The organism is uncultured Sphingomonas sp., assembly GCF_964237155.1.
Taxonomy (GTDB): Bacteria; Pseudomonadota; Alphaproteobacteria; order Sphingomonadales; family Sphingomonadaceae; genus Sphingomonas.
On the sequence record NZ_CAXSHH010000009.1, the window covers coordinates 15,056 to 31,501 of the forward strand.

The following is a 16,446-nucleotide window of genomic DNA, read 5'->3' on the forward strand; positions in this document are numbered from 1 at the left end:
GACGGCTGGCATGGGCGAACCCTTCTACATCACCACCGCGATCAGCTATCCGAACGGGCGTCCTCATATCGGCCACGCGTATGAGGCGATCGCCGCCGACGCGATCGCTCGTTTCCAGCGCCAGGCCGGCCGCGACGTCCGCTTCCAGACAGGCACCGACGAGCACGGGCTCAAGATGGTTCAGGCCGCCCGCGCTTCGGATCGCGCCGTGTCCGATCTCGCCGACGAGATGTCGGGCCTGTTCAGGTCGATGTGCGACGACCTGAACATCTCGTATGACCGGTTTATCCGCACGACCGAACCCGCGCACCACGCCGCAAGTCAGGCGCTGTGGGATGCGATGAAGGCCAAGGGCGACCTGTACCAGGATCGCTACGAGGGTTGGTATTCGGTCCGCGATGAAGCTTATTACGATGAGAAGGAACTGGTCGTCGGCGCGGGCGGGACACGGCTCTCGCCGCAGGGAACGCCTGTCGAATGGACAGTCGAGGAAAGCTGGTTCTTCCGGCTCTCGAACTACCAGCAGCCGCTTCTGGACCTGTACGCCGCCGATCCCGATTTCGTCCGACCCGACTCGCGCCGTAACGAGGTGACGCGCTTCGTGGAGGGCGGCTTGTCTGACTTGTCGGTCTCGCGCACCAGCTTCGATTGGGGCGTGAAGGTGCCGGGCTCGCCCGACCACGTCATGTATGTCTGGGTCGACGCGTTGACCAACTACATCTCCGGCTTGGGTTATCCCGAACGGGAGGGCGATTGGCGCTACTGGCCCGCCGATCTGCATCTGATCGGCAAGGATATTGTGCGCTTCCACGCCGTTTATTGGCCCGCCTTCCTGCTCTCTGCGGGCCTGCCGCTTCCCAGATCGGTTTTCGGGCACGGCTTCGTCCTGCACCGGGGCGAGAAGATGTCGAAATCGGTCGGCAACGTCGTCGATCCAGGCGATCTAACCCAAGCGTTCGGGGTCGACTCGCTCCGTTATTTCCTGCTGCGCGACGTCAGTTTCGGCCAGGACGGCAGCTACTCCGCAGAGGCCATCGTCGCGCGCGTCAACGCCGAATTGGCGAACAGCTTCGGCAACCTCGCGCAACGTACTTTGTCGTTCATCGCCAAGAACTTGGAAGGCGAACTTCCGCACACAGGCAGGGCCGACCCGGCCGATGGCGCACTAATAGAGGAGGTCGTGGTCGCGTGCGCGGGCTTGCAAGCCGCATTTGGCGACCTGATGCTCAGCCAGGGGATCGAGGCCTGGATGCGCGGCGTCTTCGCTTGCAACGGCTATATCGATGCGCAGGCGCCCTGGGCGCTCCGCAAGATCGATCCCGACCGGATGCACGCCGTCCTGCGCACGCTCGTCCGCGCGATCCGCATGCTCGGCATCGCGATCCTGCCAGTCGTGCCGGAGGGTGCGGGGAGGGTGCTGGACCAGATCGGGGCCACCGCGCGGACCCATGCCGACATCGAAGACGACGCCTGGTACGACCGCCATGCCGAAAGTGGCTTCCGGATCGCTCCACCGGCGCCGGTCTTCCCGCGGTTGGACCTTCCGGTACAGGCGACCTGATGCTCGCCGACAGCCATTGCCACCTGAATTACGAAGGTCTGGTCGATGATCAGCAGGCCGTGCTCGCCCGCGCCCGCGCGCGCGGGGTCACGGCGATGCTCAACATCTCGACCCGTGAATCGGAGTGGGACGCCGTGATCGCCACCGCCGAGCGCGAGCCGGATGTCTGGGCCACGGTCGGCGTTCATCCGCATGAGGCGGACCAGCATCCAGGGGTCGATACCGCGAAGCTGGTCGAGCGAGCGCGCCATCCGCGCGTCGTCGGGCTGGGCGAGACGGGCCTCGACTTCCACTATGATCGGTCCGATCGCGATCGGCAGCGGACGAGCTTTCGCGCGCATATCGCCGCCGCGCGCCAGACGGGTCTGCCGATCGTCGTCCACACGCGCGATGCGGAGGACGACACGGCGGTGATCTTGCGCGACGAGATGACCCGCGGACGTTTCGACGGGGTGATCCACTGCTTCACCGGGACGGGCGCGTTCGCCGACATCGCCCTGGAACTCGGACTATTCATCTCCATCTCCGGCATAGTGACATTCAAGAACGCCCGCGACCTGCAGGATATCGCGTCCCGCATCCCGCTCGACCGATTGCTGATCGAAACCGACGCGCCGTTCCTCGCGCCCGTGCCGAACCGGGGAAAGCGGGGCGAGCCTGCGTTCGTCGCCGACACGGCCGCGTATTTGGCTAAACTGCGCGGGGAGGGCGAGGAACGACTACGGACTTGGACCGCCCGGAACTTCCACAGGCTGTTCGCCAAGACCGCCGGGTGAGGGCGCGTATCCTGGGTTCGGGCACCTCGTCGGGGGTCCCGCGCATCGGCAACGACTGGGGCGCATGCGATCCGGCCGAGCCGCGAAATCGCCGGACGCGCGCGTCGCTCCTCGTCGAACACGCAGGCATGCGCGTGCTCGTCGACACCAGCCCCGACATGCGCGAGCAGCTTCTCGCCGCCGAGGTCGCCCGCCTCGACGCGGTGTTGTGGACGCATGACCATGCCGATCACTGCCACGGGATCGACGATCTGCGACAGGTCTACCACGCGCTCGGGCGACCGGTGCTCTGCTATGCGCGACCGTCGACGCTCGACTCCCTGCGGACGAGGTTCGCCTACGTCTTCGAGGGCAAGACGGGATATCCGGCGACGGCGGAGATAGCACCGCTGCCCGATCGGATCACCCTGGGTGGAATGGCCGTGTCGGTGGTCGATCAGCCACATGGATGGGCGACATCGACGGGGTTGCGGTTCGAGGCGGACGGATGCGCGATCGGCTACGCCACCGATATCAGCGACATGACCGACGATCTTCGCGCACTTTATGCGGGGCTCGATGTCTGGATCGTCGATGCGTTGCGCAAACAGCCGCACCCGAGCCACGCCGATCTTTCGACGGTGCTCGGCTGGGTTGGGGAATTACGACCGAAACGCACTATCTTGATCCATATGGACCACAGCATGGACTACGCGACCTTGGTCGGCGAGCTGCCGCGAGGTGTCGAGCCTGGTTATGATGGCCTGACGGTCACGGTATGACCGATCGCACCGTCGATCTCGTTATTTACGGTCTGCTGTTGTTGCTGCCTTTGTCAGCGCTGTTCGCGCGTCGGCCGTCGCTGGGCCGGACATTGCGTTCGCTGGTCGGCTGGGTCGCCATCTTCGGCGTAGGATTGGCGGCCGTCCAATATAGGGATCGGTTACCCGACATCGGTCGTCTGCTCGACGATCAAAAGGTCGTCGGTCGCGAGACGCGCATCCGCATGAGCCCAGATGGCCATTTTTGGGCCAGAGTGACGATCAATGGCGTCGGTCGGCGAATGTTGGTCGATAGCGGCGCCACGCTGACCGCGATCTCCGAGGAGACGGCGCGAGATGCGGGCATCGATGCGGGTGAGGGCGGGCTCCCGATCGTGCTGCGGACCGCCAATGGCACCGTCGCGGCGCGACGCGGCACGGCCGACCAGGTCCAGGTCGGATCGGTGCGGACGGAACACCTGCGGGTTGTCGTGTCGTCCGCGTTCGGGGATGTCGACGTGATCGGGATGAACTTCCTGTCGCGCCTGGCGTCCTGGCGCGTCGAGGGTCGAACGTTGATCATGACACCGACAAACGCAGCCTAGTTTTACATAATATATATTATCAATTTGGTGGATGACGCCGATGCTGGACCGACTGACCGCCATCATGGCCCGTCTCCGCGACCCCGAACACGGCTGCGAATGGGACCGCGCCCAGACCTTCGCGACGATCGCCCCCTACACGATCGAGGAAGCCTACGAGGTCGTCGATGCGATCGAGCACGGCAACTTCGCCAACATCCGCGACGAACTCGGCGACCTTCTGCTCCAGGTCGTGTTCCATGCCAGGATCGCCGAGGAAGCCGGCCTGTTCGCCCTTCCCGACGTGATCGCCGCCATTTCGGACAAGATGGAGCGACGTCACCCTCACATTTTCGGCGACGCGACCGTTCCTCCCGGCTGGGAGGCCATCAAGGCGAACGAGCGCGCCGTCGACAGTGATGGCGCGCTAGCAGGCGTCGCGCTTGGACAACCGGCGCTGTCGCGTGCCGGCAAGCTGCAAACGCGCGCGGCCTACGTTGGGTTCGACTGGCCGGACGCGAGCGGACCGCGCGCGAAGATCGATGAGGAACTCGCCGAGATCGACGCGGCTTCGCCTGATCACGTCGAGGAAGAACTAGGCGACCTGCTGTTCTCCGTCGTGAACTGGGCGCGACACCTGAACGTGGATCCCGAGGCCGCGCTCCGCCGGGCGAACGCCAAGTTCGAACGTCGCTTCGCGAGCATGGAAGCGATCGCCGGCAAGCACTTCCCAGATCTGTCTCTTGGTGAGATGGAGGCGCTCTGGTCGCGCGTCAAAGCGCTCTCTGGTTGAACCGTTCGTAGTCCGTCGGAGATAGCCGTACGTCGTAAGTCGTACGTCCCTCCTCGACCCGCTGTTCCAGGACCTCGCCATGCGCGTAGAGCCAGGCCGGACCCGCACCGTCCGCGTCCTCGACCGCGATGCTGTAGCGGCGATGTCCGACGGTGAGCTTGACCGCGACCTGTTGCAGAAGCCGCTCGACGCCGTCGCCGCGAAGAGCGGAGATCGCGACCACGTCGTCCCGTCGCTCCGCCTGTTCCAGCAGGTCGTCGCGACCATGGGCGGCGATCAGGTCGAACTTGTTCCACGCCTCGAAACGCGGGGTAGTCTCCCCTACCCCCAATTCAGTCAGCACCGCTTCCACGTCCGACCGTTGCGCCTCGCTATCGGGATGGGCGATGTCGCGGACATGGATCAGGAGGTCGGCTGAGATCACCTCTTCCAGTGTCGCCTTGAAAGCGGCGACGAGTTGCGTTGGCAGGTCGGAAACGAACCCGACCGTATCGGACAGGATCGCCTTGTCGATGCCGGGCAGCGCGATCTGACGGAGCGTAGGGTCGAGCGTCGCGAAGAGCAGGTTCTCCGCCATGACGTCGGCCCCGGTCAATCGATTGAACAGCGTCGACTTGCCGGCGTTGGTGTAACCGACGAGCGCGATCACCGGCCAGGGCGCGCGCTGTCGCCGCTCGCGGTGAAGCCCGCGCGTACGGGTAACCTGATCGAGCTCGCGGCGAAGGCGCGCCATGCGGTCGCGGATCAAGCGGCGATCCGCTTCGATCTGCGTCTCGCCGGGGCCGCCGAGAAAACCAAATCCGCCGCGTTGGCGCTCAAGGTGCGTCCAGCTGCGGACTAGACGCCCGCCCTGATAGTCGAGATGCGCGAGCTCGACCTGCAGGCGCCCCTCCGCGGTCGCCGCGCGCTCGCCGAAGATCTCGAGGATCAGGCCGGTGCGATCTATCACCTTCGCCTCCAGCGCGGTCTCCAGGTTGCGTTGCTGCACCGGAGTCAGGGCCGCGTCGAAGATGACGAGCTGCGCGTCCTCCATGCGGACACGCGTCGCGAGTTCCTCAGCCTGTCCCGATCCGATAAGCGTCGCCGGTCTGGGCGCACGGACGCGGAGATGGACGAGGTCGGCCACGACCAAGCCGATCGCCGCGGCAAGGCCCGCGGTTTCGGCAAGGCGAGCCTCGGGATCGCGGTTCGATCCGCCCTGATCGGGAAGTACGACGATGACCCGTGCGCCCCGCGCGAAATCGTCCCGATCGCGTTCGAAGCCTTGCGTCAAGCGACCTCGCCCTCGCCGCCTGCGGCTTCACCCTTTAGATCGAGCGGACGCGCGGGCTGGATGGTCGAAACCGCATGCTTGTAGACTAGCTGCATCAGATTCTCACGTTGCAGAAGCATGCAAAACAAGTCGAAGGCGACGATCTGACCTTGAAGCATGACTCCATTGACGAGGAACATGGTCACGCTGTCCTCCGATCGACATACGGCGGAGAGAAATATCTCTTGTAAGGACGGCTGCTTGCGAGAGCTTTCCACAAACGGCTCGATGTCAAGCTGGCCGGCCGGCATGATCGTGGAGATCGCATGCTTATAGATCAGTTGCGCTTGACCGTCCCGGCGCAGCAGTACCGAAAAATTGTCGAACCAGGTAATTATGCCCTGAAGCTTGACGCCCTTCACGAGAAACATCGTGACGGGAGCTTTCGAACGGCGAAGCGCATTGAGGAACAAGTCCTGAAGCGAGCTCTGCTTGTCGGCCATGATCGGTGCCCTTGTCACGGCGAGGTCGGTGCCCCGCGATTGCGCCGTTTCCCGGCGTCGGAGAGCCGAGCGTGCGGCTCGGCGTGGCTATCGTTCATCGATACGTCCCGAGGCACAAGCCCGCAACGCACCAAGTCGTTCCGTCCGTCTCATGGTGAGAGCCGTATTTCAATGAATCATGACTCCGCTACATCCGTCTAATCGTCCCGTGTCTCCGTGATCCCGAGCAGCTTGAGCTTTCGATGGAGTGCGGATCGCTCCATGCCGATGAAGCTGGCTGTGCGGGAAATGTTGCCGGAGAAACGACGGATCTGGACGCGGAGATACTCGCGCTCGAACGTTTCCCGAGCTTCGCGGAGTGGCGCGCCCATGATCGCGCCTGTTCCAGCGCTCGCGATGTCACCCTGATCGCCGAGCACCTCCGCAGGCAGCAGATCGATGTCTATGCGTCCGATCCGATTGCCCGGCGCCATGATCACGGTACGCTCGACGACGTTGCGCAGCTGGCGAACGTTACCCGGCCAGTTGTAGCTTTGCAGCGCGACCATAGCGTCGGCGGCGATCTCGGGCGTCGGTACGCGCCGCTCATTCGCATAATGCACCAGGAAATGCTGGATCAGCGCCGGTATGTCTTCGCGCCGTTCGCTTAGTGACGGGATCGCCACGGGCACGACGTTGAGGCGGTAATACAGGTCCTCGCGGAAGCGCGCCTCGGCTATCTCGACCGTAAGGTCGCGTGATGTCGCGGACACGACGCGAACGTCGACCTTGACGACGCGCGTTCCGCCGACGCGCGAGAAGCTCTGATCGGTCAGGACCCTCAGGATGCGCGCCTGCGTCGCGATAGGCATGTCGGCTATCTCGTCGAGGAACAACGTGCCACCGTGCGCTTGCTCGAGGTGGCCGGGCCGGATGAGATCGCCCCCATCCTCCACGCCGAAAAGCTCCTCTTCGACGCGCTCGGGAGTCATGCGGGCCGCACTGACTATCACGAACGGCGCGTCGGCACGCTGGCTCCATCCATGGAGCAGCCGTGCGGCCACCTCCTTGCCCACCCCCGCAGGACCCATTATCAGGACACGGCTCCCTGTACCCGCAACGCGCTTCAGAGTCGCGCGGACGCCGTTGATCGCGCTGGAGCTTCCCGTCAGGTCGTTCTCGCGGCCGGCCGAGACGCGAAGCGACGCGACTTCCCGGCGCAAGCTTTCCGTTTCGGTGGCGCGCGCGACGAGCAGCAGCAGGCGCTCGGCCTCGAACGGTTTCTCGATGAAATCCGCCGCACCCTTGCGGATGGCCGCGACGGCCGTGTCCAGGCTACCGTGGCCCGAGATGACCAGCACCGGGATCGAGGGGTCGCGACGCTTGATCTCGTCCAGAAGCTCGAGCCCATCGAGCTTGGACCCCTGCAACCAGACATCGAGCAGGACCAGCGACGGGCGGCGGGTGGCGATCGCCTCTAATGCGGACTCGCTGTCGGCGGCGACGCGCGGATGGTACCCTTCGTCCTCCAGCACGCCGGCGACCAGTTCGCGGATGTCGAGCTCGTCGTCGACGACAAGGATGTCGAGCGCCATGGTGATCAGGTCCGATTCATCGCGAGGGATGTAAGCTCATCGTCTTCTGTCCGGCCCACGCCCGCACTCAACGCGGAGAGCACGGCCACATCGAACAGCATCGTCACGACCGTTCCGCCGCCGAGCCGATCGGCGAAATCGATCGTCCCGTGATGGTCCTCGACGATCTTCTTGACGATCGCCAACCCCAGGCCGGTTCCGCGTGCGCGCGTGGTCATGTACGGCTCCACGATCCGTTCGCGGTCCGGTGGCAGACCGACGCCGTCGTCCTCTACGACGATTGCGACCTGATCCTGCCGCCGCCTCACCGACAACGCGATCACGCCCGCGCCTTGCCCTTTAGCCTCGATCGCCTCCACCCCGTTCTTGACGATGTTGGTCAAAGCTTGGCCAATCTGACGGCGATCACAGACCAGCGACGGCTCGGGATCGTCATGGTCCAAATTGAAACCAACGGCGGGGTGCGCGACCTCGTGCAGGAAGATCGCCTGACGCGCGATGTCGACGATTGTTTCCTCCCGGAATACCGGTTTGGGCATGCGGGCGAATGATGAGAACTCGTCGACCATGCGGCGAAGATCGCCCACCTGCCGCACGATCGTCTCCGTCAGGCGAGCAAAGGTCGTATCGCCTTCTTCGACCTTGCCGCCATAACGGCGCTGGAGCCGTTCGGCGGCGAGCTGGATTGGGGTGAGCGGATTCTTGATCTCGTGCGCGATCCGGCGCGCTACGTCGGACCATGCGGCGCGGCGCTGATCGGCGAGCTGCTGCGTGATGTCGTCGAAGGTCAGGATCGGTCCGGCCTGCGCACGCGCGATGCGTACGGCCAGCGTCCGCGCGTCGACGCCATGGCCGATCTGGACCACTCCTTCACGCTGACCGCCGTCCAGCAACGCGTCGAGTTCGGGCGAGACCTGGCCAAGATGACGACCGACCAGTTCTCCTGCCCCCAGCAGCGCACCCGCCGAACGATTGGCGATCTGGATGGTTCGGTGCGGGGCGGTCGCGATCACGCCGGCGGACACGTCCGCCATCACCGCCTCGATCAAGGCGCGGCGGTTCTCGAGTTGCGCGTTGGCGGAGACAAGCGCGGTGTTCTGCTGTTCGAGCTGCCCCGTCATCTGATTGAACACCCGGGCGAGCGTGCCGACCTCGTCCCGGCTGCGCGGGTCAGGTACGCGCGCCGACAAGTCGCCTCGCGCGACACGCCGCGCCGCGCCGACTAGCTCGCCGACGGGGGCGACGAGCTTGTCGGCCACCTGCAATGCGATCCAAACGGCGATCCCGACGATCAGAAGCGAGACCAGCAGAAGCGCCGCGTTGAATTGGAGTTGAAGCTTACGCGCTCGCGCCAGGAGCGCGCGATAGTCGGCGGTGACCGCCTCGGCGCGCGCATTCTGCTCCAGCATCAGTTTGGTGTCGCCGACCCGCGCGGCATACAGCAGCAGCCGGTCGCCGCCCGGGATCGTCGTGATCGTCTGGATCCGGTCGCCGGTCACGGCAACGACGCTGCGTTCGCCGGCCTGCAACCGCGCGAGCGCCCGGGGCGTGAGACGCTTGGCGAGTTCCACTTCATACGGATTGACCAAGGCCAGCGTGCGAATTTCGCCACGCGGCGATACAGTGAAGATCGCGGCCTCCGACAGGCTGCGATAATAAACCTGCTGCACGAAGAAAGTGGGGAAACCCGGACCGTCGATGGGCTCCTGGCGGAGCTGGTAGCTCATGTCGTCCGCCATGGTCAGCGTGGCCTCGCGCCAACGCTCGAGCTGCTGCAGATAGGACGTGCGAGCGAGGCCGGTCGCGTTCTCCAGCATCCCGCTCGCCCGGTCCGAGTACCAGAACTGTACGCCGTATTGGAATAGCAACGATGCGACGATCGTGACCAGCAGCATCGGCACCGCCGCCATCGTGGAGAACAGGGCGACCAGGCGCACATGCAGCCGTCCGGTGCCGCCGACCGGCGATGCGGCCGCGCGCCGCTTGGCGACACGGCGGCCGAACAGCATCATCAGCAGCACGCCCGGAACGAGATTGGCCACGAGAAGCAGGGCGATCAGCAGCGGCGTACGCAAACGTCCAGGAGCGGCGGACGACGCGATGATCGAATAGCTCGCCACCGCCACGACGATCGCCCCGGCCAGCACCGCGAACTCCATAGCGGGCGTGACGTTCAGCCGATCGGCGGTTTCATCCTGATCGAGGTCGGGCACCGCAGCGGCATTCATCCACGCCGTCCTACAAGGTCCCGTGTTGCCGGGAAACCACATAATATGGCTGAGTAGGCGCAGGTGAGCCTATCCGCCGGCCTGATCGACCAAGCCCAGCGAGACCAACCTCTTGCGTAGCGTGTTGCGATTGATCCCAAGCGCGCGGGCCGTACGGAGCTGATTGCGGCCGTAACGCTGCAGCATCGCTTCGATGAGGGGTCTTTCCACCTCGTCGATGACGCGGGCGTAGAGCGTGCCATCGGTCAGCGAGCCTGGGCGCTCGTCGGCGATGTGTTCTATCAGCGCCCGGACCGCGGAGCCGATTCCGGGATCCTCGATCGCCCTCCCCGTCATGGTTCCGATCACCGCGCGCACCGATCGGGCGTCGATCACCTCATCCCGCGCCAGCACCGCCAAGCGGCGCATCAGGTTCTCCAATTCGCGGACGTTGCCGGGCCAGTCATGCGTCTCGAGCAGCCTGACCGCGTCTTCGTCGAGACGCCTGTGGGACAAACCTTGCGCGGCCGCGCTGTCCAGGAAGCGGCGGGCGAGGAGCGCGACGTCGCCGCTGCGGTCGCGAAGCGGCGGTAGCTCGATCGGGACGACGTTGAGACGGTAGAACAGGTCCTCGCGGAATTGTCCGCCCATCACCCGGGTCGCAAGGTCGCGGTTGGTGGCGGCGACGATGCGGGCGTCGGCGCGGATCGGGCGAGCGCCCCCGACGGGCGTGAACTCGCCCGATTGCAGGACGCGCAGGAGGCGGGTCTGAGCGTCGAGCGGCATGTCGCCGATCTCGTCGAGGAACAGGGTGCCTCCCGCCGCCTGCTCGAACCTGCCGATCCCGCGCGTGGCCGCGCCGGTGAATGCGCCCCGTTCGTGACCGAACAGCTCCGCCTCGATCAGGTCGCGGGGGATCGCCGCCATGTTGATGGCGATGAACGGCGCGGCGCGGCGCGGCCCGAGATCGTGGATCGCGCGGGCGACCAGCTCCTTGCCGGTGCCGGACTCACCGGAGATCAGCACGGTAAGGTCGTTCGACACGACGCGCGCGATCACCCGGTACACGGCCTGCATCGCCGGCGACCGCCCAAGCAGCGGAAGCGCGCCCTCCTCCTCCCCGATCGGGTCCGTCGGTACGGTCCCGGCGCTCGCGAGCGCGGCGTCGACGGCCGACACCAACGCATGGAGGTCGAACGGCTTGGGAAGATAGTCGTAGGCACCCGCCTCGGACGCGCGGACGGCGGTCGACAGGGTGTTCTGGGCTGACAGCACGATGACGGGGAGCTTGGCGTCCCGCTCGCCCAACGAGCGGAGATGGTCGAGGCCGTCGCCGTCGGGGAGCTTCACGTCGGTGACGAGGACGTCCGGACGGACGCGGGCGCGGGCCGCATCGGCTTCGGCCAGCGACGCGGCCAACGTCACGTCGTGACCCGCGCGGCGGAGCGCCTGGGCGACCACGGTGCGGATGGCGGCGTCGTCGTCGACGACCAGGACTCGGCTCACGTCGGCGCGCGGGCGAGGAGGACGCGGAAGACCGTACGCCCATGCTCGCGCCCGTAACGGACGAGGCCGCCCATGTCGCGGACGAGCTTGTCGACGAGCGCGAGACCCAGGCCCGTGCCGTCGCGACGGCCCGACACGAACGGGTCGAACAGCTGTTCGGCGATCTCGGGCGGCGGACCCGGTCCGTTGTCGATCACGCAGACCTCGATCGGAAGGGCCGGAAGCTGACGATCCTGACCTATGCGACGGGTGGCGCCGTGACGATAGGCGGTGGTAATTACGATGATCGGATCAGCCGTATCAACAAGTGCTTCCGCCGCGTTCCTAAGAAGGTTTAGCAGAACCTGGACGAACGCATCGCCGTTGATCAGGACGGCCGGAAGCGAAGGATCGAAACGCTCCTCGATCACGATGTCCCGCGCGACGCCGGCCAGCACCACGCCGCGGGCATGCGCGAGGACGGGGTAGATGTTCACGGCCGAGAGCGGCAGCGGACGAATGTCGGTGAAAAGCTGCATCCGGTCGATCAACGCCGCTATGCGGTCGACCTCCGTCACGATCAGCGTCGTCAGTTCGTTCGACCCGAGCAGTTGCGCCGCGCCGCGGATGCCCGAGAGCGGGTTCTTGATCTCGTGGGCGAGCATGGCGGCGGCGCCGACGGCCACCCTGCCCGCCTCCGGCCGGTCCGAGAGGTGACGGAAGCCGGCGGCGTGGAGCGCGACCGCTCGCCAGCCGGGCCAGTCGGCGACGTCGGCGGCGGTAAGGTCGAGCCGCACCGTCCGCTCACCGACAGCGATCCCGACGTCGTAGATCGCTAGATCGTCGCCGCGTGCGACGGCCTCGGTTATCGGCAGTCGCAGGAGTTCGGCGAGGGCCTGGCCCTTCATGGTGCGTTCGGACAGGTTCAGCAGCTGTTCGGCGGTCGCGTTGGCGCGCGCGACCCGGCCTTCCGGGTCGATGAGCAGGATCCCGACCGGCAAGGCCCCGAACAGATCGGGCCAATCCGGCCGCGCCGCGCCGTCCGGCCCGAGGATCGGATCAGGCCGCGGCGAGATGGCGGTGCGGGGCATAGAAGTCCGCCAGCATCGCCTGGACGCGGAGGGGATCCGATTCCTGATTGACGCGGTTGCGGAACTCGGCCGAACCGGGAATGCCGCGCGTGTACCAGCCAATGTGCTTGCGTGCCATATTGACCCCGACTTCCGCGCCATAATGGTCGAGCATCGCGTCGTAATGATGTGAGATCACGCGATATTGCTCATCGAAAGACGGGTCGGGCAGGCGTCGACCCGCGGCCAACCACGCCATCATCTGCCCCAGCAGCCAGGGGCGGCCGTACGCGCCGCGGCCGATCATCACACCGTCCGCGCCCGACCGGTCGAGCGCGGCGTCGGCGTCCTCGATCGTGCGGATGTCGCCGTTGACGATGACCGGGACGGTGACCGCGTCCTTCACCCGGCGCACGAAGGCCCAGTCGGCCGAGCCCTTGTACATCTGGTTGCGGGTACGGCCGTGGACGGTGATCATCCGGACGCCGAGATCCTCGGCGATGCGGGCGAGTTCGGGGGCGTTGAGGCTGTCGTGGCACCAGCCCATCCGCATCTTGAGCGTGACGGGCACGTCGACCGCCTTGACCGTCGCGTCCACGATCGCGGCGGCGAGCTTCAGGTCGCGCATCAGCGCGCTGCCCGCGTCGCCGTTGACGATCTTCTTGACCGGGCAGCCCATGTTGATGTCGATGATCGCCGCACCGCGGTCGGCGTTCAGCTTGGCGGCCTCGGCCATCTCATGGGGGCTGCAGCCGGAAAGCTGCATCGACACGGGTTCCTCGACGGGGTCCCACGCCGCCTTTTGCAGCGATTGGCGCGTCTCGCGGATCATCGCCTGGCTGGCGATCATCTCCGTCACGTTAAGCCCCGACCCGTAGCGACGGACGAGTGTGCGGAACGGCCGGTCGGTGACGCCGGTCATGGGCGCCAGGATCACGGGCGATTGGATTCTGATGGGACCGATCCGGAGGGGCGGGAGCGTACGCATCGTGATTGCCTGAAAAATGGGCAGGTACGCGGTAGCGGTGCCGCTGGCAAGGTCGGTGGGCGTCGGCTAGGCGGCGCGGATGGACATGGCGGAACGAACGATCGCGATCATCGTGGCTGCGGGTGGCGGGTCACGCGCGGGCGGGGACGTGCCCAAGCAGTTCCGGCGCGTCGGTGGGCGGACGATGGTCGCGCATGCCTATCGGGCGTTCGCCGATCACCCGCTAGTCGACGAGGTCGTGCTCGTCGTCGCGCCGGGCATGGCGGACGCCGCGCGCCTGGCGGTCGGGCCGGAAGTGACGACCGTCGCGGGCGGCGCGACGCGGCGAGAGTCGGTCGCGCATGGGCTCGGGGCGGCTACGGCGCGGCAGGCGACGCGCGTGCTGATCCACGACGCCGCGCGGCCGTTCGTGCCCGGACGGGTGATCGGGGCGGTGATCGATGCCCTAAGGGAGCACCAAGGGGCCCTTCCCGCCCTGCCGGTCGCCGATACGCTCGCGCGCGGCGACGACGTGCTCGGCGATATGGTGCCCCGCGCCGGCTTGTGGCGGGTGCAGACGCCGCAGGCGTTCCGGCTCGACGCGATTCTCGGCGCGCATGCCGCCTGGCCCGTGGACGAGGAGGCGACCGATGACGCGCAGATGGTCAGGTGGGTTGGCGGCTCGGTCGCGCTGGTGCAGGGTGACCCCGTGCTCGACAAGGTGACCTACCCGTCCGATTTCGCGCTGGCCGACGCGCGCGCGGACGCCGCGTGGCGGACGCGGACGGCGACGGGCTTCGACGTCCACCGGCTGGAGGATGGCGAGGAGCTGTGGCTCGGCGGAGTATTGATCCCGCATACGCAAGGACTGTCGGGTCATAGCGACGCGGACGTCGCGCTCCACGCGCTGACCGATGCTTTGCTGGGTACGGTCGCGGCGGGCGATATCGGGACGCATTTCCCGCCAAGCGATCCACGATGGCGCGGGGCGGAGTCCGGGCAGTTCCTGCGCCACGCCGCCGGGCTGGTCCGAACGCGGGGTGGCGAGATCGAGTTCGTCGATCTGACGATCATCTGCGAAGCGCCCAAGATCGGCCCGCATCGCGCGGCCATGACGGCGCGGATAGCGGAGTTGCTGGGGTTGCTGCCCGAGCAGGTGAGCGTGAAGGCGACGACGACCGAGCGGCTGGGCTTCGCGGGCCGGGGCGAGGGCATCGCGGCGCAGGCGGCGGCGACTGTACGCGTGCCCGCGTGAGAACGGCGGCGGCGCTCGCGGCCTTAGCCCTGCTCGCCTCCCCCGCCCGGGCGCAGCGGGCTTGCGTGACCGCGGCGGAGGCGGAAGCGTTCGCGCTGGTGGCGATGCCGCAGATCATCCGGGAGACGGGGCGGGTCTGCGCGGAGCGGTTGCCGGCGGGGAGCCTGGTGCGGCGTTCGTCGGGGCCTTTCCTGGCCAAGTACGACGCGGCGGCGGACGAAGCTTGGCCGCGCGCGCGGGCGGTGTTGGGTAAATTGTCGCTTGGGATGGCGGACATGCTGCTCGGGTCGGACTTCGCGCGGCCGGTGATCGTGTCGTTGATCGTTCCGCAGCTGGTCGGGCGCATCGTCGTCGAGGATTGCGGAACGATCGACCGTTTGGTGGCGCAGCTAGAGCCGTTGCCGCCGCGCAACGTGGCGGGGATGGTCGTGACGTCGCTGTCCTATCTCAAGGCGCAGCGGGCCAAGGGACAGCGGGTCGACGTTCCCGACTTGCCGCTGTGCCCGGACGCAGCCCAAGCGGGAGGGGGGCGGTGAACGCCGACACCATCCTGCCCGATGAGCTGGTCGAGGCGGCGCGGCGCGTGGTGGAGTTGAACCGAGCGGCCGGTCGGCGGGTGGCGGTGGCGGAAAGCTGCACGGGCGGCCTAGTGGCGGCGGCGCTGACGGAGATCGCGGGCTGTTCCGACGTGATCGAGGCGGGGTACGTCACCTATTCGAACGAGGCGAAAACGGCGGCGCTGGGCGTGCGCGGCGACCTGATCGAAACATTTGGCGCGGTGTCGATCGCGGTCGCCTGGGCGATGGCGCAGGGCGCGTTGGCCAGGAGCGGCGCGGACGTGGCGGTGGCGGTGACGGGCGTCGCCGGGCCGGGCGGCGGGTCGGCGAGGAAGCCGGTCGGGACCGTCGTGTTCGCGCGCGCGGAGAAGGGCGGCGATCCGGTCGACGTGCATGCGATCCGCCGTGACTTCGGCGACCGGGGACGCGGCGGGATCAGGCTTCAGGCGGCGCTCTGCGCGCTGGAGCTGCTATTGCCGATCTCCGGGGAGACGCCGTAGCGTTCGGCGGCGCGCGCTTCGAACGCGCCGATCATGCGGCTGAGCGCGGTTTCGAACACCTTGCCCGCCAGCTTCTCGAAAATGCGGTTCTTGAAGGCGAAGTCGACGGAGAAGTCGACCGCGCAGCCGACCGGATCGGGACGGAAGCTCCATTCGTTGCGCAGATGCTTCAAGGGGCCGTCGACATAATCGACGTGGATATGGTCGGGGCGCTGCTTGGCCACGCGCGAGGTGAACGTCTCGCGCAGGCCCTTGAAGCCGACGATCATGTCGGCGAGCGTGTCGGTGGCGTCGTCTCGGCGGATGCGGAGCGCGATCACCCAGGGAAGGAAGTTCGGATAGTCGCGGACGTCGGCGACGAGGTCGAACATCTGTTCGGGAGTGTAGGGGAGAACCCGCGTCTCCTGGTGGCTAGGCACCTAAGGTCAAGAGCTTGGCCAGTACCGCCGCAGTCAATGCGAGATCAAACCCGACCATCCATTTGAGGACCGCCAGCTCGCCCTCCACCTTGGCGAAGCGATTCTCAAACCCAGCAACCTCCTCGGCAGCCTTGCGCGCGCTCTCGTCACCGGCCCCAGCAGTACGTAGCGCGTCATAAAGGCTGGACATCATCATTGCCATG

17 protein-coding genes are annotated in these 16,446 nt (G+C 66.7%); 8 read left to right on the forward strand and 9 right to left on the reverse strand.

Translation table 11 applies throughout. The annotated features are described in order from the left end of the window. Positions 1 to 10: 10 nt before the first annotated feature. From metG to mazG, 5 genes are read left to right on the forward strand one after another with little or no spacing between them, the layout of a single operon-like run. The gene (gene metG, locus ACFE71_RS03755) at positions 11 to 1,561 is read left to right on the forward strand and encodes a methionine--tRNA ligase (protein ID WP_375427472.1); all 1,551 of its coding nucleotides are present in this window, start codon (positions 11 to 13) and stop codon (positions 1,559 to 1,561) included. After that, entirely contained in the window at positions 1,561 to 2,337 is a 777-nt protein-coding gene (locus ACFE71_RS03760; protein WP_375427473.1) for a TatD family hydrolase, read from the forward strand. Before metG ends, ACFE71_RS03760 begins: the two co-directional genes overlap by 1 nt. Beyond that, entirely contained in the window at positions 2,334 to 3,098 is a 765-nt protein-coding gene (locus ACFE71_RS03765; RefSeq protein WP_375427474.1) for an MBL fold metallo-hydrolase, read from the forward strand. The genes ACFE71_RS03760 and ACFE71_RS03765 overlap by 4 nt, the downstream gene beginning before the upstream one ends. Beyond that, positions 3,095 to 3,682, forward strand: a complete 588-nt coding sequence (locus tag ACFE71_RS03770; protein WP_375427475.1) for a TIGR02281 family clan AA aspartic protease — start codon at positions 3,095 to 3,097, stop codon at positions 3,680 to 3,682. Before ACFE71_RS03765 ends, ACFE71_RS03770 begins: the two co-directional genes overlap by 4 nt. Before the next feature lie 40 nt (positions 3,683 to 3,722). Then, on the forward strand, positions 3,723 to 4,454 hold the full coding sequence (mazG, locus tag ACFE71_RS03775; protein ID WP_375427476.1) for a nucleoside triphosphate pyrophosphohydrolase: 732 nt from the start codon (positions 3,723 to 3,725) through the stop codon (positions 4,452 to 4,454). On the opposite strand, the gene hflX is transcribed toward mazG, so the two are convergent. The 7 genes from hflX to dusB all read right to left on the reverse strand — a co-directional run bounded on the left by hflX (position 4,435) and on the right by dusB (position 13,533). Beyond that, entirely contained in the window at positions 4,435 to 5,727 is a 1,293-nt protein-coding gene (gene hflX / locus ACFE71_RS03780) for a GTPase HflX (protein ID WP_375427477.1), read from the reverse strand. The two genes, mazG and hflX, sit on opposite strands and share 20 nt — an antisense overlap. Continuing rightward, positions 5,724 to 6,209 carry an RNA chaperone Hfq gene (gene hfq, locus ACFE71_RS03785; RefSeq protein ID WP_375427478.1) on the reverse strand — a complete coding sequence of 162 codons (486 nt, stop codon included), beginning with the start codon at positions 6,207 to 6,209 and terminating at the stop codon, positions 5,724 to 5,726. Before hfq ends, hflX begins: the two co-directional genes overlap by 4 nt. Before the next feature lie 197 nt (positions 6,210 to 6,406). Then, a complete protein-coding gene (locus ACFE71_RS03790) occupies positions 6,407 to 7,783 on the reverse strand; it encodes a sigma-54-dependent transcriptional regulator (protein ID WP_375427479.1) in 1,377 nt (458 codons plus the stop codon). A gap of 5 nt (positions 7,784 to 7,788) precedes the next feature. Further along, positions 7,789 to 10,011, reverse strand: coding sequence for an ATP-binding protein (locus tag ACFE71_RS03795; protein ID WP_375427480.1), 2,223 nt, complete (start codon positions 10,009 to 10,011; stop codon positions 7,789 to 7,791). Between the two features lie 69 nt (positions 10,012 to 10,080). Further along, complete coding sequence (gene ntrC / locus ACFE71_RS03800; RefSeq protein WP_375427481.1) at positions 10,081 to 11,496, reverse strand: nitrogen regulation protein NR(I); 1,416 nt, start codon at positions 11,494 to 11,496, stop codon at positions 10,081 to 10,083. After that, positions 11,493 to 12,566: a nitrogen regulation protein NR(II) gene (locus ACFE71_RS03805; protein WP_375427482.1), complete on the reverse strand. Its 1,074-nt coding sequence runs from the start codon at positions 12,564 to 12,566 to the stop codon at positions 11,493 to 11,495. Before ACFE71_RS03805 ends, ntrC begins: the two co-directional genes overlap by 4 nt. Then, positions 12,535 to 13,533: a tRNA dihydrouridine synthase DusB gene (dusB, locus tag ACFE71_RS03810; protein ID WP_375427483.1), complete on the reverse strand. Its 999-nt coding sequence runs from the start codon at positions 13,531 to 13,533 to the stop codon at positions 12,535 to 12,537. Before dusB ends, ACFE71_RS03805 begins: the two co-directional genes overlap by 32 nt. Positions 13,534 to 13,612: 79 nt before the next feature. Between dusB and ACFE71_RS03815 the strand changes: the two genes are divergently transcribed. Genes ACFE71_RS03815 through ACFE71_RS03825 form a run of 3 tightly spaced genes read left to right on the forward strand, consistent with a single transcriptional unit; the run spans position 13,613 to position 15,824 of the window. Then, the gene (locus ACFE71_RS03815) at positions 13,613 to 14,767 is read left to right on the forward strand and encodes a bifunctional 2-C-methyl-D-erythritol 4-phosphate cytidylyltransferase/2-C-methyl-D-erythritol 2,4-cyclodiphosphate synthase (protein ID WP_375427484.1); all 1,155 of its coding nucleotides are present in this window, start codon (positions 13,613 to 13,615) and stop codon (positions 14,765 to 14,767) included. Continuing rightward, positions 14,764 to 15,303: a hypothetical protein gene (locus ACFE71_RS03820; RefSeq protein WP_375427485.1), complete on the forward strand. Its 540-nt coding sequence runs from the start codon at positions 14,764 to 14,766 to the stop codon at positions 15,301 to 15,303. Before ACFE71_RS03815 ends, ACFE71_RS03820 begins: the two co-directional genes overlap by 4 nt. Further along, complete coding sequence (locus tag ACFE71_RS03825; RefSeq protein ID WP_375427486.1) at positions 15,300 to 15,824, forward strand: CinA family protein; 525 nt, start codon at positions 15,300 to 15,302, stop codon at positions 15,822 to 15,824. Before ACFE71_RS03820 ends, ACFE71_RS03825 begins: the two co-directional genes overlap by 4 nt. On the opposite strand, the gene ACFE71_RS03830 is transcribed toward ACFE71_RS03825, so the two are convergent. Then, positions 15,767 to 16,243: a type II toxin-antitoxin system RatA family toxin gene (locus ACFE71_RS03830; protein ID WP_375427487.1), complete on the reverse strand. Its 477-nt coding sequence runs from the start codon at positions 16,241 to 16,243 to the stop codon at positions 15,767 to 15,769. The two genes, ACFE71_RS03825 and ACFE71_RS03830, sit on opposite strands and share 58 nt — an antisense overlap. Then, positions 16,236 to 16,445 carry a hypothetical protein gene (locus ACFE71_RS03835; RefSeq protein ID WP_375427488.1) on the reverse strand — a complete coding sequence of 70 codons (210 nt, stop codon included), beginning with the start codon at positions 16,443 to 16,445 and terminating at the stop codon, positions 16,236 to 16,238. The genes ACFE71_RS03830 and ACFE71_RS03835 overlap by 8 nt, the downstream gene beginning before the upstream one ends. Between the last annotated feature and the right edge of the window lies 1 nt (position 16,446).